Source organism: Maribacter sp. 2-571, from assembly GCF_050589625.1.
In the GTDB taxonomy this organism is placed as follows: Bacteria; Bacteroidota; Bacteroidia; order Flavobacteriales; family Flavobacteriaceae; genus Pelagihabitans.
In genome coordinates, this window is the sequence record NZ_JBNGOP010000013.1 from 89,126 (window position 1) to 112,366 (window position 23,241).

A 23,241-nucleotide genomic window follows, 5' to 3' on the forward strand; every position below is an offset into this window, starting at 1 on the left:
AAAAGTCTAAATAAGTTCATTGATAGATACCATGGAACAAATAAAAATTTTAGTATTCGCATTGGTTTCGTTCCTCTCACAGGAGGACCATCCGATTGGCGCAAAATCGGCCGAAATCTATGTAAATAGGCAAACAAAACAGATTCGTTTGTGCCAGTACGACCTGTATAGTCTGGAACAGTATCGGGACCGGGCCAAAACCGCCTTGGATATCCTCATGCGCACCACACAATTGGTACCCCAATTGTCCCCGATACGAATGACCTCTAAAACGTTTTATGAAGATGATGGTAAGTTGAACGCCATTCTGTACCTCGATTATAAGAACGAGAGGGATTTGCGCAACATTTCAATATATGCCGATTCCATAGGAAATTGGAGTTATCCGCACTTGGAGGAGTATGGGTATTCGCTTAAAACAGGTAGCCCGGATGAGCGGTACGTTCGGTTCTCCCCCGAGGAAGACCTCCATTTTACCATGGAACGAAAAGAATACCTTTTTGATGGAATGTATAGTTTATTGGAAGCGTACGAGCAACTACGGGCCGCTAGGTTTATCCCCATGCAAGAACGGTTTTCGGCAAAGGATTTTAAAAGAATACGAAATTTTATCTTTAAAAATGGGGACAGAAAAACGTTTCGAAATTTCGATAACCACAATCCCCATTATCGTTTTAATGGTTTTGATGTGTATTTGGGTACCGGTGATCAGCGGGGCTTACTTTTGGAGGATGAAGTACAGAAGAAAGCGTATATCGAATTGATCATACGGGCCGATCAAAACCACACGCTTTACCTTGGCTCCAAAGAAAGGGCGAATAGCGGTAACGGGCTGTCGTTAGCGGAAGGGAATGTATACTGGCACAATAGCAACGGTGGCAACGAAGCGCATTTGATCGCTATTTTGAAGGAGATAAAGACCCAGATGGACAAGTAAGGGGAAATGAAAAAAACACTGCTCATAGTCTCCGTGGTCGTAGTCCTCCTTTTTGTCATGGTAAAGGCCTGCATTTCCAGTATTAAAGAAGGTGTGTCCGACACCTTTAATAATAGTGGTAGTTCCAAAACGGAAAAGGCGTTCTTCAAAAATCTTGATCTGTCCGATGGAAGTTATGCCTTCCTTGTCGATAAGGACGGACCGCCGGTGTTGATAGACGATCCCCAAATATTATCGGACAATTTAGATAAGATAAAGACCGATGTCAGTTGGCTGAGTTACTTGCCCGGAGAGGGGGGCGGTGCTAACGGAATAAGGGTTTTTAAGGATAATAGGTTGGTGCATGCCAGGTTGGCGAGAAGTTTCAAAACATTCCAGGTCGGAAATTTGCGGGAATATGGACGCCCGGTAACGCTGAAATCCATTTATGTGCCGAAGGCCCGTTACCTCCAACAAAAAGATTCCTTGGAGAAGAGGTCCGATGTTTTCATCTCCCGGGCCACCGAAGTACCAAAGGATGCCTATGACTATCGGTTTACGCTATATTGTCCGCCGATTTTAGTTTCGGAAAAAGACACCGTTTTTGATGCTTGGGCATATGGGCAAGCCTTTGCGCAAAGGATCGCCGATGGGCTTTCCAACCTTGAAAGGCATGGTATGGGTACCAATGCCGCCAACAGCACACAACCCGAACCCTTGTTGGTGCTGAAAAGAGATGGGGCTACCCACTACCTCCGAAATGCGGAAACCAATAATACACTTCCCTTACGTGGCTATGTGTTGCATGGGTCCCAACTGGTATTTCGGTGCAACATGTCTTTTTATAATAAGATACGCTCCCATAACTTTACGCCCTATTTTCAACGGGAAGGGTTGTCCGAGGAAGAAATCAAGGATTTGATTCGGGAAAAAATAGGTCCCGACAATGCGTTCATCACCTTGGACGCTGTATATGCCTCCATGTTTTCGGAGCGCTTTAAGGTCGGAAAAGCACTGCAGAATAAATACGATCTCCAGTATTTTGAGCTTTTAGGGGCCAAACAAAAGGAGTAGGGAAATTTAGCTGTATTCCGTGATGGGAAACGCTCCGTTCATTGGTAATTTTGTTCCTAAGAAGTGTAAACGGTAACGCCTACCATTTGGACTTTGAAAGAGCTGAAAAAGAAACGATTTATGAGTGCGATTTCAAAGGTATGCCATTTTTATTTAGGTAATTTTAAGGTAAAAATGGTATTAAAAAAGCGTTAGTCAAGATCAAATTAACCTGTGACATTTATGGACCATTTAAAATATAAGATGACAACCACCGACCAATTCCTTCAGATAGGCCTTTTGTTGGCACTGTTCCTAACGGCACACCTATCATTTGCACAACAGGACACCCTTTATTTCAACACCGATTGGCAAGCCGTTCAAAAGGATAGTGCGGCGTATTACCGTCCCCCGATACGGAAGGAAGGGGAATTGTTCCGATTTCAGGATTATTACATGTCCGGTCAGCTCCAAATGACGGCCTTGTCCAAAGACCGTACAAAAGAAGAATGGGAAGGGACCGTTCGTTGGTATAATGAAGATGGAAGCCTTTTTCAAGAAGGAAATTACCGTAATAATCGTTTGGACGGAACGTTCATTTCGTTTTTGGGACAGCAAAAACTCAGGGCCGAATATGGCAACGGATATTTAGTTTCGGGTAAAAGAAATACGGTAAGCCGTGGGGCAAGGGTCTACGTCGAAAAAAAAGGGGACTCCCTAAAAGAGGTCACCTATGGAAACACCTTGAACGGTATTCGGTTTGTCCATTATAGTGCCGAAGGGGACCCGCGCTACCTTTCCAAATACTATGATGCTTCGGGCAAGCTGATCGGGGAACGCACCAAAGGACCGGACGGGAATTTTAGGGGTGTGGAGGTGTTCTACTACTATGGTCCCATGCGCATAAAGGAAATTCTTTACATGCCTTATGGTCGACAGTTGCTTACGGAGAGTTATTATGCTAACGGCCAGGTCCGTGATGCCGTTACTTCGGAACCGGTTTGGGGCAAAACCTTTTTTGATAAAAACGGAAATGAGACCGCATCGATTACCTATACCTTAAACGGGGAGAACCTGAAACAGGACAACGGCACCGAATATTACTTCTATTATGGGAAAAGCGGTGAAAAAACCGATAAAAAGAGTAGTGGGCGCACCTATCGTGATGGCGTTATCACAAAGGAAGAAACTTGGTACGAAAACGGAAAAAAGAAGAATGAGACCAGGTATGTGGAGGGAATCAGGGAACTTCAGATCAGTTACGACGATACGGGGAAAGAAACGGCCCGTATGCAATACAAAAAGTACCTGCCCTATGAAGGTACCGAAACCGGTACTGACCGACAGTCGACCTACCATCAAGGGGAGTTGGTGGAAGAAATACAGTATTATCCGAAGTCCGATATTCCGCAAACGAGAAAAACAAAAACCTTGCAAACCTACTTTGATAAAAGTGGAAACAAATTGGGGGAGCTGCAGCTAAAGTATGAGAATGGATATTCCAGACCCTTTGCGGGAAACCAATACGTTACCAATTACAAAGATGGTACGGTGACCGCCATAAGCACCTACAAAGAGGGTAATCTGGTAAAAAGGGAAAGTTTTAGGGAACGCAAAATCGGGGAGAATTCGGCGAAGACGTTCCGAACGATCGTGTTCTATGAATCCGATGGATATAACAAGCAAAAGGAAGTGCGTTTTTATAGCAACGGTAAAAAGCAATCCGAGACCACTTTTGAGAAGTATTCGGAGGCTCTTGGTCAGTTTTATGATGAAGATGAAAATCTCCTGGGAACCTATGATTTTAAAAAGAAAGATGGCACCTTGTATGTTTTTTTCGTGGATTCGGATGCCATTGAATCGATGGAGAAACGAAAGGAAGGGGTATTGCTCCGCTCAAAAAAATATACCTATGGCGAGGAGCGGGTATATGGTGAGATCAATCCGGTACTTATCCAAGAATTCGATAGCGACTGTTGCGCTACCTCCTACAACGAGAAAGGTGAAAAGCTTGCCTACGTAACGTTCAAAGAGGGAAAACCATGGGAAGGTACCGTGTACGATCATAATAAACGCACCCTGTTCACCTTAAAGTCGGGAAAGCGAAACGGCCCCTACGAAAAATTTAACTATGACGGGACGCTGTTGGAAGAGGGTACTTATGCCAACGATAAAAAGCAAGGCGTTTTCAACCATTACCATTACAACCAAAAAGTAAAGGAAAAGGCGCGGTACGTGGATGATGTACGTGATGGGGAGACCATTTTTTATGACAAAAAGGGCATTCCTGAAACCACTATTGTCTACGCCATGGGGTTGCCCATGGACGGTACAGTGGTCGTTTCCGGTTACGGCAATAACGTTACCAAGGAAACGTATGAAAACGGGGCCCTTATCCGGTCCGAGACCAAAGACGACCGTGGTAAAAGGATTACGACCTATGCTGCCACGGATAGGACCCTCGGGAGTACAACGGTCTTCCAGAAAGGAACGGAGGTCAAACATTTGTTCTACACTACAAAAAACGGCGAATTGCACGGTACGGTAGTCTCGTTCGATAACGATGGAAAAGCATTGGCAAAAGCAAAAGTGGAGAACAATAAACTGATTTCCGGAACCATTCGCTTGCTCCCGCTATATCGGGACAATAAAACGCTTTTTGTAGAAGTCGACAGAACAGAGGAGCGTCAGACGGTAACGGTAGTCGACCATGAAAATACCGTCGTGTTCAAGGCCGAGGAAAAAATTCGCCCCGGATCGACACTCAACTATATCGTTAAATTGGATTTCGGCCTAGACTATATACGACCTGATAACCTGTATTGAAGCAAACCGTTCAAGGGTCAATAGGGAGCGTCGAGACAAAGTTTCCAAGGGTAGTTTTTAAAGCGAAGGCCCGTCCAACAATAATCGGTTCGCGATGATCATCTCGATTTCGGCTTCCGAAAGGCCGGCCGGAATGTCATTGGCATAGGCGTATGCCAATATTCGGCGCTCTTCGTCAAGAAAGATATGGGAAGGGTCCACATTGGAGCACATAAAGCTGTTTTCGGTTTCGCACCGATCGGAATGTCCGAAACCTAGGGCGTGGCCCAGTTCATGTTTAAAAAGAATTGAAATGGTGGTAGAGACCCAAATTCTGCTGTTTCTCAACACCGAATTGTTCTTGGAAGTAAGGGCGTATCCGGAAAAGCTGTTTCCATCGATCAGGGCGAACATATCGGGCCATAAGGGCTCGATGTCCTCCGTATTACCAAAATACAGGTGGGTGTTCGATTCTTCCAAGGTTTCCACTAGCGTAATGTTAAAGTCGCTTTCGGCAAAAATGGCATTGTACTCCTCCAGTACAGTGGCGACACCGGTCCGAAACTGTCCTGAAATGTTACCATCCAAGTATAACTTTATGGGTTCTTCCCAGCGGCTTGTCCGGTTCTGGAGGGCACTGGTAGGGGATTGCCAAAGGGTTAGGTATTTGTAGTAATCGATAAAGGCGCGCTGTTCTTCGGATAGGATCTCGTATTCCAAAACATCCGTAATGTTAAGTGTGGCCGATCCATCAACGATTTGGGCGCCATCAAAAACGGATACCGAAAATTGGAGACTGTTTTCGGTTTCAAAATCCAATATCAAGTTCTCGCCTACGGTCAACTCCCCAGTGGTTTCGTCGATTAGAATATCCAGATCCGTATCGATGGTATAGGTAAGGTCGGCCATTCCCGGGTCGATAACCGATACGGTGCCGATAGCGGTGCCTGCGGCACTATGCTCCGTAATGGTATAGACCAGTGGGGCAAAGGTATAAGCCGCATTCGCTTCGTCTTCCGAAACGCCATTGTTATCGGTGCTGCATGAAAATAAAAGCAGCAAACAGTTGAGGGTAAATAATCTTTTCATAGCAATTTTTATAGTCTTGTGCCGTAAGTAGTTATCAAGAAAAATACAACGATTTTATGGCGTTATGCCAAAAATGTTGTGAAGGGTGAAAAGAGTGTTGGGAAACTATATTTTAGTCCCTTATACGATTATCTATTTTAACGTCAAAATGTATAATTCGTTAAACATTCACTATTGGTTTTTAAAACTATTCCAATTGTTGTTTGAGTTTTTCCAAATCTTGTCTGGTGTCGAACAACGTAATTATTTCTATTTCTTTACGCTCGAAATTGACGCGATAGAACAAAGTCGTCTGTTTTGTAACGACACACTTATATATTCCTCCAAATTCGTTTGATTTCGGGCAACTTTCAGGTAGTGACCGGATTTGCTGGATTTTACTGGTCAATTTGGTCAAAAAATCTTTTTTGACCTTAAAACCCCATTGTTTCAACAAGTATTCGGTAAGTTTTTTGAGTTTGTTCTCGGCAAGTTCGGAAATAAAGACCTCCATCAAGAAATCCTTTTGAGAGTTTCCTTGTAACTGGTGCGCTTGCCTTTGTCCAATTGTTCAATTCCATTTTTGATTTCGGCTTGTTCTGCTTTAGTCAACTCATTCCAAAAGTCGGACTTTTCATTATTTATGAAATCCGTGACTTTCTTTATGAACTTATCATTGTCGATATTCAATATTATTTTGATAAGTTCTATTTTTGAAGTTTTGATATCCATTGCAATTCCTTTTTCTCAAATTTACTAAAAATTCCCTATCACATCAGATTTTCCGGTATTGCTCACAGCCGGTAAATGCATGATTAATTCGGCAATAAAATTCAGCGGGTTTCTTGCCGTAAACCAATACCACTTTAAAGTGGAAATGTTAGGTGTAATAATAGATTTTTTTTGCCTCCTAGCAATTCGTTTGATCGGTCATTATTGCCTCTTTTCATCAGAAGTCTTTTTTAAAATCTACGTAATCCAAACTTTTTTTATGAGGTTTCCAAAAGGCCCGCCCGTTCCAGCAATGCGGAAACATCGGGTTCGGCACCACGAAACCTTTTGTAAAGAACCATTGGGTTTTCCGTACCCCCTTTGGAAAGTACGTGCTCCTTGAATTTGGAAGCGATAGCTTTATTGAAAATGCCATGTTCCTTAAAAAATGCGAATGCGTCCGCATCCAAGACCTCGGCCCATTTGTAACTGTAGTACCCGGAAGAATATCCTCCTTGAAAGATATGGGCGAAGGCGGTACTCATGCAGGTTTCCGGTGTATCGGGGTAGAGGTTTGTTCCTGTGAACGCATCTTGTTCATAGGATTTTACATCAGCTATGCGGCTAGGGTCCGTGCCATGCCATGCCATATCCAAAAGGCCAAAGCTCAGCTGCCTAAGGGTGGCCATGCCTTCTTGAAAAGTGGCCGAGGCCTTTATTTTTTCAATAAGTTCCATGGGTATGGTTTCCCCGGTTTCAAAATGCTTGGCAAACAGTTCCAACGCCTCTTTTTCATAACACCAATTTTCCATTACCTGCGATGGCAGTTCTACAAAGTCCCAAAAAACGGATGTACCCGATAGGCTAGGATAAGTGGTATTGGCCAGCATGCCGTGTAAGCCATGACCAAATTCATGGAACAGGGTTGTTACTTCGTTAAAGGTCAATAACGAAGGTTTGCTTGGAGTGGAGGGGGTAAAATTGCACACATTGGAAATATGTGGCCGCACATTGGTTCCGTCGGATACGTACTGCGATTTAAAAGAGGTCATCCACGCACCGCCCCGTTTTCCGGGCCTAGGGTGAAAGTCGGCATAAAAAACAGCGATAAAGGCGTCATTTTCATCGTAGATGCGATAGGTTTTTACTTCCTCGTGGTAGGTGTCGATATCGTATACTTGTTCGAACCGTAGTCCGAACAGTTTTTTGGCTACCGTAAACACGCCCTGAATTACGTTCTCAAGCTTAAAATAGGGTTTTAGCTGCTCATCGTCCAGTTGAAACAATTGCTGTTTCAGTTTTTCGGAATAATAACTGCCGTCCCATTTTTGGAGTATTTCGATATTGTCCAATTCGTTTGCGAAAGCCGACAGTTGTTCAAACTCCCTTTGTGCCGCAGGTTTTGCCTTCTCCAAGAGCTCGTTCAAAAAAGCGCGTACTTTTTCGGGAGTCTCCGCCATACGTTCTTCCAATACAAAATGGGCATGGGTTTCGTATCCCAACAGTTGCGCACGCTCAAATCGCAAACGGGCAATGTCCAAAACGTTTTGGCGATTGTCCAAAGCGTCGTTATGGAATGCCTTGCTGCCAAAGGCAAGGGACAGTTCCTTTCGGAGTTTTCGGTTTTTGGCGTACTTTATAAACGGTACGTAGCTGGGATAATCCAAGGTGATCAGCCAACCTTCCGTTTTACCTTTTGCCAAGGCTCTTTGGGCCGCCGCTTCCTTTTCGCCAGAGGGCAGGCCCTCCACATCGGCGGCGTTCGTAAGGTACATTTCATAACCATTGGTTGCGGCCAGAATGTTTTCCCCGAATTTGAGTTTTAGTTTGGACAGTTCGGAATCGATTTCCCGTAGCCGTTTCTTTTTATCTTCGGAAAGGTTGGCCCCATTACGGCTAAAACCCTTGTACTTTTTGGTCAGTAAGGTATCTTGCTCCGTAGTCAGGGAGAGCTGTTGCCTTTGATCGTAAACGGCCTTTACCTTTTTGAAAAGTTGTTCGTTCAGCGTAATGTCGTTGCTGAATTCGGACAACAAAGGGGACACCTCTTGCGCTATCTGCTGAATGGTCTCGTTCGTTTCCGCCGAATTCAGGTTAAAAAACACACTGGAAATCCGATCTAGTTGTTTGCCCGAGAATTCCAGTGCTTCTATTACGTTTTCAAAGGTCGGGGCATCACTGTTGTCGGTGATGGCGTTTATTTCGCCTCTCGCATCTTCCATAGCCTGTAAAAAGGCCGGTTTAAAATGTTCGTTCTTAATTTTGGAAAACGGAGCGGTATCAAATTGTTCTAAAAGCGGATTCATTGGTCTCAATTATTAGTTGAAAGGATACACTTTAGCGTACTACTTTCAGTATCTATAAATCTTTAAAAAGTCGGCAGTCGCACTTGGCGGTCAACAATTTTTTATGGGTCATAAAACAGCTTACTACCGACGGCTACTTTGATGCAAGGTGGAAAAAGCATATTATACCCTTTTTACTATATAGGGGTCTAGTTTTTAAAATTCAAACGGTAAACGTTGGTTCTAAGCAGAAACAAAATCTGTTCCCGCAGAAGACCATAGCTACCCAATATTAACCTTTGCACAGCTATCAAAACAGCGGTAAAAGCGCTATTTTAACTACTAACTACTAACTACTAACTACTAACTACTAACTACTAACTACTAACTACTAACTACTAACTACTAACTACTTACCATTAAGCCACAGTATGTGCCAGTTAAGGCTGTATAGAACGATTTGCCGGTATTTGCAAATAGTATCGATCAGAGAATTAGTAACCCCGCTATTCGCGCTCTAGCATGTTAGCAACGGTCTCTACTTTTTTTCTTTGCGTAAAATCTTCTCCATTTTACGACCTTTTGCCAATTCATCGATCAACTTTTCCAGTTGCCGACATTGTTTATATACTGCAAATTCATCTTCTATTTCTTCAATTCGATAACCACAAACGACTCCTTTGATCAGGTGTGCGTTCTCATGGATTTTAGCTTTTTGAAAGAACGTCCTGTACGTTTGTTTTTCCGTAATAAGGGTATGTAGTGCCTCTTGATCATATCCGGTAAACCATTTGATTACCGCGTCGAGTTCTTCTTTTGTTCTGCCGTTTTTTTCCAATCTATCCAGGTAAAGCGGATAAACGGTTCCAAATATCATCTTGGCGACCTTTTCGTTTTTTTCGGCTGTAACCTTCATAATCACCAGCTTATTTGTACTCACTACTAACTACTAACTACTCAATACTAACTACTAAATACTCATTGCTTCCCACCCACTGTCTTGGCACCATCGATAACCTTTTGCTTTAGGCCTTCCTTGTACAAAATGATCTTATCCAACACACAGCTGTCCGAACTACCGATGATCTGCGCTGCAAGAATACCGGCATTTTTAGCTCCGTTTAGCGCTACAGTGGCAACGGGTACCCCGCCGGGCATTTGTAAAATGGACAGCACAGAATCCCAACCGTCAATAGAGTTGCTGCTTTTAACGGGAACCCCTATCACCGGCAAGGGCGACATTGCCGCTACCATGCCCGGTAAATGTGCCGCACCTCCGGCTCCGGCAATAACGACCGAATACCCATTGGTATGGGCATTTTTACTGAAATCGAACAGCTTTTCGGGCGTTCGGTGTGCCGAAACGATATCTACATCGACTTCGATATCGAAACCTTTTAAAATATCAATGGCCTCTTGCATGACGGGGAGGTCACTGGTACTTCCCATTACTACCACTACTTTACTCATAGGTACAACGATTATGCTTGTTCTGGTTCAATTTTTTCTTGATATCTTTCAACCGGTCTTCTCAACGGTTTCAGGCTATTTGGTAATTACCCTAATTTTTTCCTTTACTTCTTGGGCGACCGCTCTAGCTTCGGCCATATCATCGTTTACGATGGTAACATGGCCCATTTTCCGAAAAGGGCGGGTTTCTTTTTTTCCGTAAATATGGGGCGTAACCCCGGGCATTTGCAAAACCGCTTTAAGCTGTTCGTAAACTACCGGTCCCGTATGTCCCTCGGCACCTACCAAATTGACCATTACGCCCGCCACCTTGCTTTCGGTACGCCCCAACGGCAAATCCAATATGCACCGCAGGTGTTGTTCAAATTGGTTGGTGTAGCTGGCCTCTATACTGTAATGACCACTGTTATGGGGGCGGGGTGCCACTTCATTTACCAGAATGTCATCTGCTTCGGTCTGAAAAAGTTCAACGGCAAGCAGCCCTACATGCTTAATTTTTTCGGATACCTTTAGTGCCACCGCTTGGGCCTTTTCGGCTACTTCGGCGTTGATACGCGCGGGGCATATGACGTATTCCACCTGGTTGGCTTCCGGGTGGAACTCCATTTCTACCACGGGGTAGGTAACCACCGATCCGGAAGCGTTTCTGGCAACGATAACGGCCAATTCGTTTTTAAAGGGAATCATTGTTTCGGCAATGCACTCTCCGTTGGGCAGCCCCTCCAAATCGGCCAAGGTGCGAACGATCTTTACCCCTTGCCCGTCATATCCGAACTGTGCCGCCTTCCATACGAACGGTAGGGAAAGCCCCCCGTTGGAAATACTGTCCGCTATTTCACTGGTATATGCAAAGCGTTGGAAAGGTGCCGTTGGAATGGCATTGTCCGTATAGAACAATTTTTGTGTTGCCTTGTTCTGTATAATCCGTAGGGCTTTTGTGGGCGGATACACTGCAAGCCCCTCCTGTTCGAGTTTTTCAAGGGCGTCCAGGTTTACGTTCTCGATTTCAATGGTCAATAGGTCTACTTTTTTGCCGAAGGCATAAACCGCATCAAAATCCATCAGGTCACCCTTAAAAAAGGCGTTACAGGCTATTTTGGAAGGGGCCTCCGAAGATGGGTCGAGTACGCTGGTGCGAATATCCCATTTACGGGTATCGTACAAAAGCATTTTTCCCAATTGGCCTCCCCCTAGGATGCCCAATGTAAAGTCGGAAGAAAAGTAGTTCATAGCCATTTATTTGAAACGGAATGTCACAAAAATACATCGAATTCTTAAAACCAAGGTCCCGCTACCGAAAAACAGAAATCAAAATACTATATTTACGATTTTCTAAAAATGCACCCCATGCAGTTGCACGACAAAACTTTTGTGCCCTACTTATCGGAAAATGAAATTCTGGCCGCCGTTACCAAAATGGCCAATGCCGTAGCCCTGGACTACCAGGACGAACGGCCCATTTTTGTAGGAGTGCTCAATGGTGCGTTCATGTTCGTTTCCGATTTTTTAAAAGCATACCCTTATGACTGCGAGGTATCCTTTGTGAAGCTAAGTTCCTATCAAGGACTGACCTCTACGGGAATCGTGGAGACTCTTTTGGAACCTGAAGATAATATCGCCGGCCGTAGTGTCATTATTTTGGAGGATATTATCGATTCGGGGCGTACCCTTAAGGAATTGGTGCACTTATTTAGCAACACAAAGGTAAAGGAGTTTAAAATAGCGAGTCTCTTTTATAAGCCCGCTGCATATACCGGTGAATACAAGATCGACTATATCGGAATAGAGATACCGGATAAGTTTATCGTGGGCTATGGACTCGATTATAACGAGCTGGGTAGAAATTTAAGGGAAGTATATCAACTAAACCAACAACATATGATCAATCTTGTTTTGTTCGGAAAACCGGGTGCCGGAAAAGGGACCCAGGCCGAATTTTTAAAGGAAAAATACAATTTAAAGCATATTTCCACCGGCGATCTTTTTCGATATAACATGAAGAACGATACTGAACTCGGCAAGCTGGCCAAGTCGTATATCGACCGTGGCGACCTGGTTCCCGATGAGGTTACCATTCAAATGTTACAGGATGCAGTGGACAAAAGCCCCGATGCGGCAGGTTTTATATTTGACGGCTTTCCCCGGACCGCTTCCCAAGCTGAAGCGCTCGATGCCTTTTTGGAAACCAAAAACATGGGTATCAACGCTACCATAGCCCTTGAGGCGAACGACGAAATTTTGATCCAACGGTTGTTGGAAAGAGGAAAAGTAAGCGGTAGGACCGATGATCAAGATGAAGATAAAATTCGGAACCGCTTTGACGAATACAATCAAAAAACGGCGCCGTTGAAGGATTTTTACAAGATGCAAAATAAATTCTATAGCGTGAACGGTATTGGGGAGATAGATGAGATTACGGCACGCTTGGGCGCAGTAATCGAGGGGCTTTAAAAATCCTTTGTTTGCCGTTCCAATACATTTTTTTTGTGTAGGCCTATAAATTCAATGAGATATGAAATGAGCATACACTTTTTTAAGCATACCCTACCGAGATGATTAAAATAAGTTTATGCGAATTACTGAATGTGCAGAAATTTTTAGTTTCTTCATTTCAGTAAACTGCAAAATTTTAAACAGATGAAACCTATCGTTACCATTATTTGCTGTTTTGTGGTAAACATCATTTTTTCACAACAAATGAAAGATTATAAAAATGAATTTTCGGTTACCGGAGAAGCCATTGTACGGGTGGCCCCCGATCAGGTGGTATTGCAATTGGGTGTGGAAAGTAGGGGAGAGGACCTGCTGAAAACAAAATCGGAAAACGCGGAAATCATTTCAAAAGCAATGGCGTACTGCCGGGAGCAGGATATCGCGGACAAGCACATACAAACCGATTATGTGCATATGAACCCTACCTACAATTATGACGCTCCTGCCGATTTAAGATACTATACCGTCGATCAGGCACTTTCCATAACCTTGCAACGACCGGAACAGTATGAAGAAATACTTACCGAATTGTTGAAAATCGGTATCAACAAAGTACAGGGCATCAGTTTCAATACCACCAAGCTAAAGGAGAACAGGACCTTGGCCCGTAAAATGGCGGTGGAGGCCGCAAAGGAAAAAGCACTTTTTTTGGCGTCCGAAGTGGGCATAACATTAGGGGAGGTAACGAACGTTTCCGAGTATTCCCAGAACCTGAGCAGTGGCTTTGGTAGGTTTTCGGGAAGCAATATGTCGCAAAATATCGTTCAAAATGGCGCTAACGACATGGCCATTGATGGGTTGTCCGTTGGGATGATCCCGATAAAAGCATCCATAACCCTTACGTACCGAATAAAATAGAGAACCTACGGTCGCTCTTTCCTTCTTACGGAGCGATCATCCTTGTTTTGGCCCCGGTTTCTTGAAGTCCCAACGGAGCGTTATACTATTTCAAAGTTAAAATGGTATTACTTCGTTTTTAAGGGGAACTATGGGCTTCACTTGCCCAACTTCTTTTACAGGATAAAAATCGATTTTTTAATGAGGGTCCTTCGTCTAGTTTTCCGCTCGAACAAGTTAAAATGGGTTCAAGCACTAATACTATTTCTGCTTTAAAATCACCCAAGTAAAAAGCAAAGAAACGATGCACCCGCAAAACCGAACAAAGGTATCGCTAGCCGTGCCGAATTGCCTATTTTTGCAACGATTTGTCCGAGTTGGCAGACTACGGGAAAAACCATTGATAATGACGGAAGGCAATTTTGTTGACTATGTAAAAATACATGCGGTATCGGGTAAGGGCGGTAAGGGGTCCATACACCTTCATCGGGAAAAGTACATTACCAAAGGAGGTCCTGATGGTGGCGACGGCGGACGGGGAGGCCATGTAATCATTCGTGGGAACGAAAATTTGTGGACCTTGGTCAATTTTAAGTTTAAAAAACACTTTAAGGCCGGGCATGGGGCGCATGGCAGTAAAAACAGAAGTACCGGTGCCGATGGTGAAGATGTTTATATGGACGTACCCTTGGGAACGGTGGTCAAGGATATCGAAACCGAGGAAACGCTGTTCGAAATAACCGAGCACGGTGAGGAACGTATTCTTGCAGAAGGTGGGATGGGCGGTCGCGGTAATTGGCATTTTAAAACACCTACCAACCAAACACCGCGCTACGCACAACCCGGTATTCCGGGAGAAGAGGTTTCCGTGATCTTGGAATTAAAGGTCCTCGCCGATGTGGGGCTTGTGGGTTTTCCCAACGCCGGCAAATCGACCTTATTGTCGGTAATCACCTCTGCCAAACCGAAAATCGGGGATTACGAGTTTACCACCTTAAAGCCAAACTTGGGCATTGTGGAATACCGCGATTTCAAAAGTTTTGTTATGGCCGATATCCCGGGAATTATAGAAGGTGCGGCCGAAGGAAAAGGCTTAGGGCATTACTTTTTAAGGCATATCGAACGCAATGCAACACTATTGTTCCTGATTCCGGCCGATAGCAAGGATATCGGTAAAGAATATGAGGTCTTGTTGGATGAACTGCGTAGGTATAATCCCGAGCTGTTGGATAAGAACCGGTTGATAGCGATTTCTAAAAGCGACATGCTCGACGAAGAACTAATGAGCGAAATGAAGGCCGAGCTCGATAATGATTTTAAGGACATCCCATTCCTATTCATTTCGGCTGTAGCACAGCAGGGAATTGCCGATTTAAAAGATCGGTTATGGTCCATGCTAAATCGGGAGGAGTAGCTTTGCGATGGTAAGCGCCTTTTTGATCATATCCCTTTACAGACATAAAAGGAACAATGGTTTGAATGGTTTGTTCGCAGCCGACTAGCGTTTAGTTTCGATGCTGTATTGCCAGACATTCCCAGCATACTCCCCGCTATTTTTTTAGCCTTAAAACTAGCTTTTGAGAGCACCTGAACGAAAGATAATGGATTTTTTATGCTGTCTTCATGAACTACTTTTTAGGGGTGTAAATTTTCGTAACAAAAAACAAAGAAAATGAGAAAATTAGGTTATTAACAATTTTAGTGAAATTGTTAATAACCTAATGAGGCGAACCAAAATTTTGGAACACGCTGCGAATATCAAAATTAAACTACTGGAAACGAAAATATTGCTTTTCTAACAGGCTTGCTTTACCGGAATTTTTAATTGATGAAAATTGCTTTACATTGTTATTTTTTGCGCTTGATCTTACTTTTTTTCAACGTCTTTTCGGTGGAAAAATAAGATTGTTAAAAACTTTTATTTTTGGTTTTTCCTACTTTTTATATTTTCGTGCAATCGCAATTCTTTAACACTTCTGATGTGTCAAAAGCAAATTCTTGAGAACAATTTGTGCGATACTTCAACTATATGAAAACCTTGTGTTCCCCCACAAGAGGTTACGTTAAACAAGTTCGTAAATACACAGGTTGCATGAAGTGCGCGGAATACTATTTGGACAATCATAAAATTGAGATTCACTACTCTTTTTTCGGAAAAGAAATAATTAGCATTAACGGAAACAAGATTTCCGAGAGAAGGTCGGCGGTAAAAAAACCACATCGTTTCTCAGTCGGGAAGAATACCTATGACATCCATTCCAAATTGGATATTGCAGGGCCTTCCGGAAGGGATTACTCCATCTACAAAAATGGAATACAGCTGTCCTTGGTCAATTTCAAATCGAACAATTCCAAAGCTTTATTGTCGCTTATCGTTGTATTGGGCGTGGCTACCGGTTATACCTTGGGCCTATTCTTGTACCAGCGCTACCCGATCGACTTTGAAAAACTACAACTACTGCTTACGGCCGGACTTTAACGTCAGAAATGGTATTTAATTGTCCGGGGTGATCCGTAGCCGTACCCCTTCACTATGGCTGCTGAACTCAGGAGCATACATGCTTTGGATTGTAGTGATGCCGTTACTAAAATTACCAGCGTTGTTGGCACGTACGTCATACTCAAAAACATAGACACCTTTTGGCAAATAGTCGAAAAAGAAATTGGTACTGGCGTCCTTGGTACTCTCATAGTAGCCAAGCCCGTCCTGCCAGCGATATCTTGAAAGTACGTTTACGGGCTCAAAGCCGGCGGCACGCATATCTTTCATATGAACGAATTCCATATTGCGATCTGCTCTTAATTCGATACGCACTCGGATAAGATCCCCTACGGCAACTTCATCTTCATCCGTAATGGCCGATAATTGTTCACCGGTAGCGGTATTCTTTTTTAAGAACAGCTTTTTTCGGAGCGATAAAGGGGTTTCTGCGGAAGTGATCTTATCCAAATCCTCAAAATACTGCCAATACAGGGCACCCCAGGCGATGCCGTCCCCTTTTTTCTTCAAGCTAACCTCGGCCATTTTAGGGGTGATGTCATTGCCTTTCCAAGCGGTTTTGAAGTAACCCGTACCTGCGGCCACTTTTACATCGTCCAAAATTGCGGGATCTACTTTGGTGCCACCGACCAACACTTCCACCGCATCGGTAACCGATAGCCAGTCGCTACCTTGCAACAAAAGGGCGTACACCGCGTCCGCAGTGGCCTTGGTCGTTTTCCATTGCTTGGTTTGCTTGTTTTTCAATAACCATATCTTCAGGTTGTCAATGGTGGCTGCGTCCTGTTTGATTTCTGAAAACGCCTCAATTAAAAGCGCTTGGGTTTCTATCGGTGCTTGGTACCAATACCACGAGGCCGTATTCTCCTTCCAATACATTCCCAATTCTTCCGAAATGATACTGTTCTCTTCCAAAGAACGGAGTATTTTATTTGCTGTTGCCGTATCTTCCATACGGTGGAGCACCAAGGCCAACATACCTTTGGCATATAGGTTTTTGTTTTTCCAATATTTTTGTGCCTGCCCTTTATAATAGGCGACAATACCGTTTACTTTTTTACTTTTCTTAACGGAGCCAAAAAAGCTGCGCATATACAGATAGTGTATTTGATTGTGCGTCAAATGGTCCTTATCGATATCGTCGGTATGGGCTTTCATGTATTCGTATTCCGCCACAAATTCTTTGTCTAAATAAGCGATGGCCTTTTTGATCATCTGTTCTTGTTCACCATCAAAAACGCTTGCTTTATCGGATGCGATGAGCTGCTTTAAGTGGCCCATTCCGGAAACGATATGCTGGGTTATGTATCGGCTATCGGGTCCGCCCTGGAACCAGGCCCAGGCACCGTTCGATTTTTGGTTGGTGCGCAATTTCCGTAGGGTCGATGCCTGTTCTTGCTTCATTTTATTGAGGTCGAACAACAATCCGATACGTTTTTTCTGTTCGGATTCCGATTGTGCATCACGTAACCACGGGGTCTCCTGTATGAGAAGGGATTTCATTTCCTGATTTTTTTCAAGATCGCTCAAAAGCGCATCGGACGAACGCCACTGTTCGAACACTTGTTGTATTCTAGGATTGCTATTCGCAATATAGGTAGCGAGTGCGTTGGCGTAGTATCGTGAAAATGTCTGTTCGTTACACTCGTACGGATATTCCATAAGATAGGGAAGTGCCTGTACCGCGTACCAAGCGGGGTTGGAGGTGACTTCCAACGTCAACTGGTGGTTGCGAAGCGTGTTGGAGCTGTTGTTTGCGAGCTTGTCCATAACGAAGGACCTGTTTTCATTACTGCGTACCCACATAGGCAGGGTTTCGGTCACTAGCATACGGTTGCTGAGTACCGGAAGCATGTTCTGTTCCCCGTCACTGAAATCTCCCGCTTTTGCGATAATACGATATTGAAGAGCCTGTAAACCGTCCGGTATCCGCAGTTGCCAGGAGACTTGAGTGTTCCCAACGGAATCTACTTCAAAACCCCTAACGGTATTTTTTAGGCCTTTGTCGGTCAGTAATGTGTTGGAAACATCCTTGCCTGAAACGGCATCCACAAGCTGAAGGGAAGCTTCTCCGTTCAGCACGGCATCGGTAAGGTTTGCGATTTTAGTACTAACGATAATACGATCGCCCTCTCTTAAAAAACGGGGCGCGTTGGGTACTACCATGAGTTCTTTTTGGGTTACCGTTCGTAAGGTGGTATATCCGCTCTGCATCGTTTTTGTGTGGGCCAGCAATTGCAGTTTCCATTCGGTCAATGCTTCCGGCGTTCTGAAATTAAAAGAGACCGATCCGTCCTTATCGGTTTGCAGCTGCGGGAAAAAGAATGCCGTTTCCTGCAAATTTGTACGAACCTGGACTTCTTCCGAACCGGTCGTTTGTTGTTCGGTAGCATTATTTTCAATTTCGGGGGCCTTATTTTCTTTTCTTTTTTCTGCTATCGGTGGAGGTGCCCCCGCGCTGTCCTCCATTGCTGCTGGAGACGCTTCAGCTTCCGATACATCCATTTCCATAGCGTCGATAGTACTGCCGACCGGTGCACTTTTTATCATCCTTGAATGCCTTGTCCTATAGGTGTTGCCGTTGCCAAAATAGAAACCGAACCAGTTGAAGGTATCAAAATGTTGTGTTTGATAGCTTATTAAGTTTCTGGCCGGGTTGTAGGCCTGAAAAGCCTGTGTCCCAAAACTCGAGTACCCTTGGGTGTGAACGCTCGTGTAATAAGAAGGGCGATAATCGGGGTCAAAACTCCAGTAATGTCCCCTAAAGGCATCCAAGGAAGCGTCGTACATACCGGCCAATAACTCCGCAGAAATACGCTCCCCTTCCGGACCTTTTACCTTAAAGGACCATGTTTCGTGCGTTCCCGGTTTTAGTTTGTCGCGAAAGGTGGTGGTCTCTATGGTCAGGTCGGTTTGTGGATAGGGAACGGAAATGGAAATACTCCCATTTCGGAACGCATTGTAGGCAGCTAGGCTATAGCTTACCCCAAAGCCGCCCTGATCTTCCCATAATACGGGTACCGTTATCGACTTGGAGTTATTGTCGAGGGTGATTATTTTGGTGGTGACAATTTTACGGTCTTTTTCTACGAACAAGGTAACCTTAACATCTTTCGCACTGCTCGCCAGGGTAATTACGGCCTTTTCGCCTGCCGAATAGCTTTGCTTATCGGTACGGATGCTAAAGAGTTGGTTGTCCGGTAAGGTTTGGTCCTGTGGACTGCTCAAGTTAGTTTCCGAAATGTCCTTGACCGCTTGTCCCAACCGATCTTTGCTCTCCAAAATAATCCGGTACTTTCCGGACCGCCATTTTTTCATATCCGCTAGGTTCAGGGTCTTTTTCTTTCCTGTGTCGAAACCCGTTTCGTATACCATTTCCCCTATTTTCCAAGTACTTGAATCATCTTCGTTTCCATATGCCTCATGCGGGTACAGCGTCTTGAACGCTTCCCGGTCAAAGGCTTGGTAATCCGGTGCAGGCCAAGGGCGCGACCGAAGGACATTATCCGGTGCTTTTAGTTTATAGACCTTGATGGTCCCTTTCGCCGGAACGAACTGACCGTTCAGATTGGTGGTGCCAATGTTCAGTTCTTGGGGTTCGTCCTTGTTGATATTCCCCGGTACGTAGATGTTGGCGTTAAGGGTATGGTAACCCACGTGCACTACACTGGTTGCGCTATGGGTTTCGCCATTGAGATCGGTGACATCGGCCGTGATCTCATAACTGAAGGTCGGTAGGTCCTTTCTGGAAATTCGCTCATCCGGTATCGCCTTAAAACGCACTTCGTAACGCCCGGAAGCATCGCTGACAGTCTCCCCATGGGCAATTTCTTGTTCGTTACCGGAAACATAGGGTCTGAACCAAGAATACCATCTGGGATAAGAAACCACCCGTTTTACCGTATAGGCTACTTTTGCATCGGTAATGTTGCTGCCGGCATAGGCCATTGCTTTACCAAATACCGAAATGCTATCGTTTACTTGATAGGTTTCGGTCACCGGTTCAAAATTGGTTTGAAATTTTGGTCTTTTGTATTCCTCTACTGAAATGGAGGCATTCCCGAACATTGCATATTTTTTGGCGGTAGCTTCCAATGAGAACGATCCGGTAAGTCCTCCTGCCGGTAGTATAAACTCGCCCGCCAACGAGCCATATGCATTGGTGCGGAACGTTTGTTTGGCTACCTCTTGGTAGTTGACATCCTTTAAGGTGATGGTAATTTCGGTATTTTCAAGGGCGCTGGAGCCCGCTTCGTTTTTTTGGAGTGCGATCGCTTTAAAGTATAAAGGTTGCCCCGGGCGATAAATACTACGGTCGGTAAAAAGAAATGCATGGTAGTTTACCTTTACTTCGGATTGTTCGTACTTTTCGTTTATATAGTAGTCTCCAAAGTGGGCAGTTTCTTTACCATGGGCGACCGCAATCGTCACATTGTTCCAATACTTTCTCAACTGTAACGGGATCCTTATAAACCCATTGGCATCGGCGGTCATTGTTTTTTTTAGGTAGGGTCCGTCGTAGTTTACCTGGTACGAAAGGGTAGCTCCGGCTCCCGATAAGGGTTTTCCGTTGTTGCGATCGACCATTTGAAAGAGATGCTCGTCCTGCACGGTGGTCGGCAATAGGGCGATGTTCGTAACCTGGGCCGTATTAAAGGCAAAGGTTCCGTCATCCACCGGGGTGCCATCTTTTTGTAGAGGTTCCGCTAAAATTAGGTAGCGTCCGTTCTTTAGGGGAGGCATGCGTATTTCCGTAGTATGATTTTGATAGTCGTTTTCGTCGGTAAGCGCTGTTTCCCAACGTTGGGAAACGGGTAGCTCACGGATGTATGCCAATTGTTTTTCGTTGGGGTAAAGTCCATTTAATTTTTTCTGCTGCCCTTTCGTTATTTTGCATGCCGAGAGTTTTAGGCCCGTATGGTTTTTATAATTGACCAATAGCTTTCCGGTCTGTTCCGTAGGAAGGTAACGCTCTGAGGTCAATTGCATATTTTTTCGCAACAGCTGTGATTTTAAGGCACGGCACATTTGCGCCCCCCTGGCGTCGGGAAACTTCTCGATGACCGTGTTGCATCGTTCTATGGCCTCCTTCAATTTCCAACGAACACCTTCGTTACTTTTAGGGTTGTATTGGTTGCCCTGAACTACATAAAAAGCCGCAATGGCATGCTGGTACAAGGTGCTTCCGGGAGTGTCCTTATTGGCCGAGACGCTATTTTCGAGCACTTCTAAATACTGATTGTCCTTACCCTCGAAAATGGCGTTGGCATATACGAACTGTAACCGTTCCAAATCGATTTCGGCCAAGGCATACGGCTGATCGCTCGATAGGTGTAACCGCAAGAGGTGCTGGTACAACCGCAGTGCTTTTGCGTGCAAGGAGGTGCGGTCATCGGTCGGGATGGTACGTTGGGTGAACATGCCGGCGTCGCACAGCAGATCGGTATCGTTTATTTCGAACTTGTCGGCAGGTCGGGTAATGCTGTTTTCTGAAGATTTATAAAAATCAAGTGCGGTATGGGCCAAAAGGTCGAAAAGGGTAGGGCGATATTTTTTGGAATCTTCCCTTTCCTCCAACAGTAGGGTAAAATCGGAAAGTTTGGTTTTTTGCAAACGGGACCGGTGCTCAAGTGATCGATCAAAATGGAGCGATATTTCTTGGAAGAGCGTGTTCAGGTCCCAAGTCCTAAAATCCACGGAATCGACTTTCCGCTCGGTTTGCGTACGCTGATAAAAGCGATACTGGTTTTGTTTGTAATATTGCCAATACAAATTGGCCAGGTAACTTTCCAGAATATTCTTGGTAGGGAAAACCGCGTTCGCTATTTCCGTTTTAAAATCGTTGATAATTTGTAATTGGGCATCCTCTTCCAAGACCATCATATATTTGGAGGCGTACAACAGCGCCTTAACGGTCTGCTCCGTGTTTTTTTGTTTTTTGGCTTTTTTCGAGATCGTTCGTACAGTTTCCAGTGCAGATTTGGTGAGACGTTGGTCTTCGGCCTGCACTACCTGTTTCCAGAGGGATTCGTAAGGTGTATTTTTGTCTTGTGCCTTTGTCATTTGGGAGAATAAGAATATAGCGATTATGGGTGCCAGGTATTTCATTGCTAAGGTATTGGACGATACGTTTTCAAATAAAACGATTTTATCTTGATCTACGTATACCGGTTCAAAGTTAGGCACAAAGGTGATAACGCTACTCCCTGAATACAATGAAAAATGAGGGAACTTCCTTTTTGGATTAGGGACGTCCCGCTTCTTCTGCCATTTTAAAGGTAAAAATGGTATTAGATACTTTTTAGTAGTCCGCCATCGATCGGAATTTGCGTACCGGTGATATAAGCAGCTTGATCTGAAGCCAAAAATGCAACCAAATACCCGTACTCTTCCGTACTTCCGATGCGTTTCAGGGGCACTTTCGATTCCATGTCGGAACGTACCTCGTTCACCGGAATCCCCAATTGTTTTGCTTTTTGTGAATTCAGTTGGGCGATGCGTTGTGTATCAAAGTACCCCGTTAGGATACTGTTTACGGTAATATGGTGGACGCCCACGTCCGTTGCCAACGTTTTGGCCCAGGTGACCACCGCCGCGCGAATGCTGTTCGACAGTGCCAGGTAGGGGAGTGGTTCCTTGACGCTGACCGAGGCAACATTGATGATGCGCCCCCATTGGTCCTTCCGCATATTTTTGAGGGCAAGTTCTGTGGTGAGAAGGGTATTCTTGAACAAAAGATCGAATGCCCCTTGATAGTCCTCCACGTTTTTCTCCGAAGCGCTCCCTGAGGACGGTCCTTGCGTGTTGTTTACCAGGATGGATACCGATCTTTCGGTAAAATAAGCGGTAATCTTCCGTTTGTATGCCTCATGGTCATTGAAATCTACTAGCAGGTAATCATGGGACTGCCCTGCCGTTTTTGGTAGCGCAGCGACCACTTTTGTTAGCTTTTCCTGATTTCTGGCCATTAAGGTAACGTTGGCACCACTAGCGGCCAACTGTATTGCAATGGCCTTGCCTATACCATCACTACTTCCGCCCACTAGGGCGTTTTTGCCAACAAGTGAAATCTGCATCTTATGTTCGGTTTTTAAATGGTATTG

At 44.6% G+C, this 23,241-nt stretch carries 16 protein-coding genes; 7 read left to right on the top strand and 9 right to left on the bottom strand.

Translation table 11 applies throughout. The annotated features are described in order from the left end of the window. The first annotated feature begins 31 nt into the window (after window positions 1-31). From ACRD7P_RS11140 to ACRD7P_RS11150, 3 genes are all read left to right on the top strand, one after another. Complete coding sequence (locus ACRD7P_RS11140) at window positions 32-937, top strand: hypothetical protein (protein WP_430907688.1); 906 nt, start codon at window positions 32-34, stop codon at window positions 935-937. Window positions 938-943: 6 nt separating this feature from the next. Then, entirely contained in the window at window positions 944-1,990 is a 1,047-nt protein-coding gene (locus tag ACRD7P_RS11145) for a hypothetical protein (protein ID WP_430907690.1), read from the top strand. Between the two features lie 243 nt (window positions 1,991-2,233). After that, window positions 2,234-4,795 (top strand): hypothetical protein, encoded by a 2,562-nt coding sequence (locus ACRD7P_RS11150; RefSeq protein WP_430907691.1) that lies wholly within the window; start codon window positions 2,234-2,236, stop codon window positions 4,793-4,795. Between the two features lie 57 nt (window positions 4,796-4,852). On the opposite strand, the gene ACRD7P_RS11155 is transcribed toward ACRD7P_RS11150, so the two are convergent. From ACRD7P_RS11155 to ACRD7P_RS11185, 7 genes are all read right to left on the bottom strand, one after another. Then, the gene (locus ACRD7P_RS11155; protein WP_430907692.1) at window positions 4,853-5,863 is read right to left on the bottom strand and encodes a hypothetical protein; all 1,011 of its coding nucleotides are present in this window, start codon (window positions 5,861-5,863) and stop codon (window positions 4,853-4,855) included. 187 nt (window positions 5,864-6,050) lie between these two features. Continuing rightward, on the bottom strand, window positions 6,051-6,356 hold the full coding sequence (locus ACRD7P_RS11160; RefSeq protein WP_430907693.1) for a type II toxin-antitoxin system RelE/ParE family toxin: 306 nt from the start codon (window positions 6,354-6,356) through the stop codon (window positions 6,051-6,053). Continuing rightward, window positions 6,356-6,574: a hypothetical protein gene (locus ACRD7P_RS11165; protein ID WP_430907694.1), complete on the bottom strand. Its 219-nt coding sequence runs from the start codon at window positions 6,572-6,574 to the stop codon at window positions 6,356-6,358. The genes ACRD7P_RS11160 and ACRD7P_RS11165 overlap by 1 nt, the downstream gene beginning before the upstream one ends. A 257-nt stretch (window positions 6,575-6,831) precedes the next feature. Continuing rightward, window positions 6,832-8,859, bottom strand: a complete 2,028-nt coding sequence (locus tag ACRD7P_RS11170; RefSeq protein ID WP_430907695.1) for a M3 family metallopeptidase — start codon at window positions 8,857-8,859, stop codon at window positions 6,832-6,834. Between the two features lie 517 nt (window positions 8,860-9,376). Continuing rightward, window positions 9,377-9,754, bottom strand: coding sequence for a DUF2200 domain-containing protein (locus ACRD7P_RS11175; protein ID WP_430907696.1), 378 nt, complete (start codon window positions 9,752-9,754; stop codon window positions 9,377-9,379). A 62-nt stretch (window positions 9,755-9,816) separates the two neighbouring features. Then, window positions 9,817-10,308: a 5-(carboxyamino)imidazole ribonucleotide mutase gene (gene purE / locus ACRD7P_RS11180; RefSeq protein WP_430907697.1), complete on the bottom strand. Its 492-nt coding sequence runs from the start codon at window positions 10,306-10,308 to the stop codon at window positions 9,817-9,819. A 75-nt stretch (window positions 10,309-10,383) separates the two neighbouring features. Next, window positions 10,384-11,538: a 5-(carboxyamino)imidazole ribonucleotide synthase gene (locus tag ACRD7P_RS11185; protein ID WP_430907698.1), complete on the bottom strand. Its 1,155-nt coding sequence runs from the start codon at window positions 11,536-11,538 to the stop codon at window positions 10,384-10,386. Window positions 11,539-11,646: 108 nt separating this feature from the next. On the opposite strand from ACRD7P_RS11185, the gene ACRD7P_RS11190 reads away from it, so the two are divergent. The 4 genes from ACRD7P_RS11190 (at window position 11,647) to ACRD7P_RS11205 (ending at window position 16,117) form a co-directional block, all read left to right on the top strand. Continuing rightward, window positions 11,647-12,759: an adenylate kinase gene (locus tag ACRD7P_RS11190; RefSeq protein WP_430907699.1), complete on the top strand. Its 1,113-nt coding sequence runs from the start codon at window positions 11,647-11,649 to the stop codon at window positions 12,757-12,759. 186 nt (window positions 12,760-12,945) lie between these two features. After that, window positions 12,946-13,659, top strand: coding sequence for an SIMPL domain-containing protein (locus tag ACRD7P_RS11195; RefSeq protein WP_430907700.1), 714 nt, complete (start codon window positions 12,946-12,948; stop codon window positions 13,657-13,659). A 385-nt stretch (window positions 13,660-14,044) separates the two neighbouring features. Then, window positions 14,045-15,052 carry a GTPase ObgE gene (gene obgE, locus ACRD7P_RS11200; RefSeq protein ID WP_430907701.1) on the top strand — a complete coding sequence of 336 codons (1,008 nt, stop codon included), beginning with the start codon at window positions 14,045-14,047 and terminating at the stop codon, window positions 15,050-15,052. Window positions 15,053-15,730: 678 nt separating this feature from the next. Continuing rightward, window positions 15,731-16,117 (top strand): hypothetical protein, encoded by a 387-nt coding sequence (locus tag ACRD7P_RS11205; RefSeq protein ID WP_430907702.1) that lies wholly within the window; start codon window positions 15,731-15,733, stop codon window positions 16,115-16,117. Between the two features lie 15 nt (window positions 16,118-16,132). On the opposite strand, the gene ACRD7P_RS11210 is transcribed toward ACRD7P_RS11205, so the two are convergent. After that, complete coding sequence (locus ACRD7P_RS11210) at window positions 16,133-22,246, bottom strand: alpha-2-macroglobulin family protein (protein ID WP_430907703.1); 6,114 nt, start codon at window positions 22,244-22,246, stop codon at window positions 16,133-16,135. Between the two features lie 182 nt (window positions 22,247-22,428). After that, window positions 22,429-23,214 (bottom strand): SDR family oxidoreductase, encoded by a 786-nt coding sequence (locus ACRD7P_RS11215; RefSeq protein ID WP_430907704.1) that lies wholly within the window; start codon window positions 23,212-23,214, stop codon window positions 22,429-22,431. Window positions 23,215-23,241: the final 27 nt, after the last annotated feature.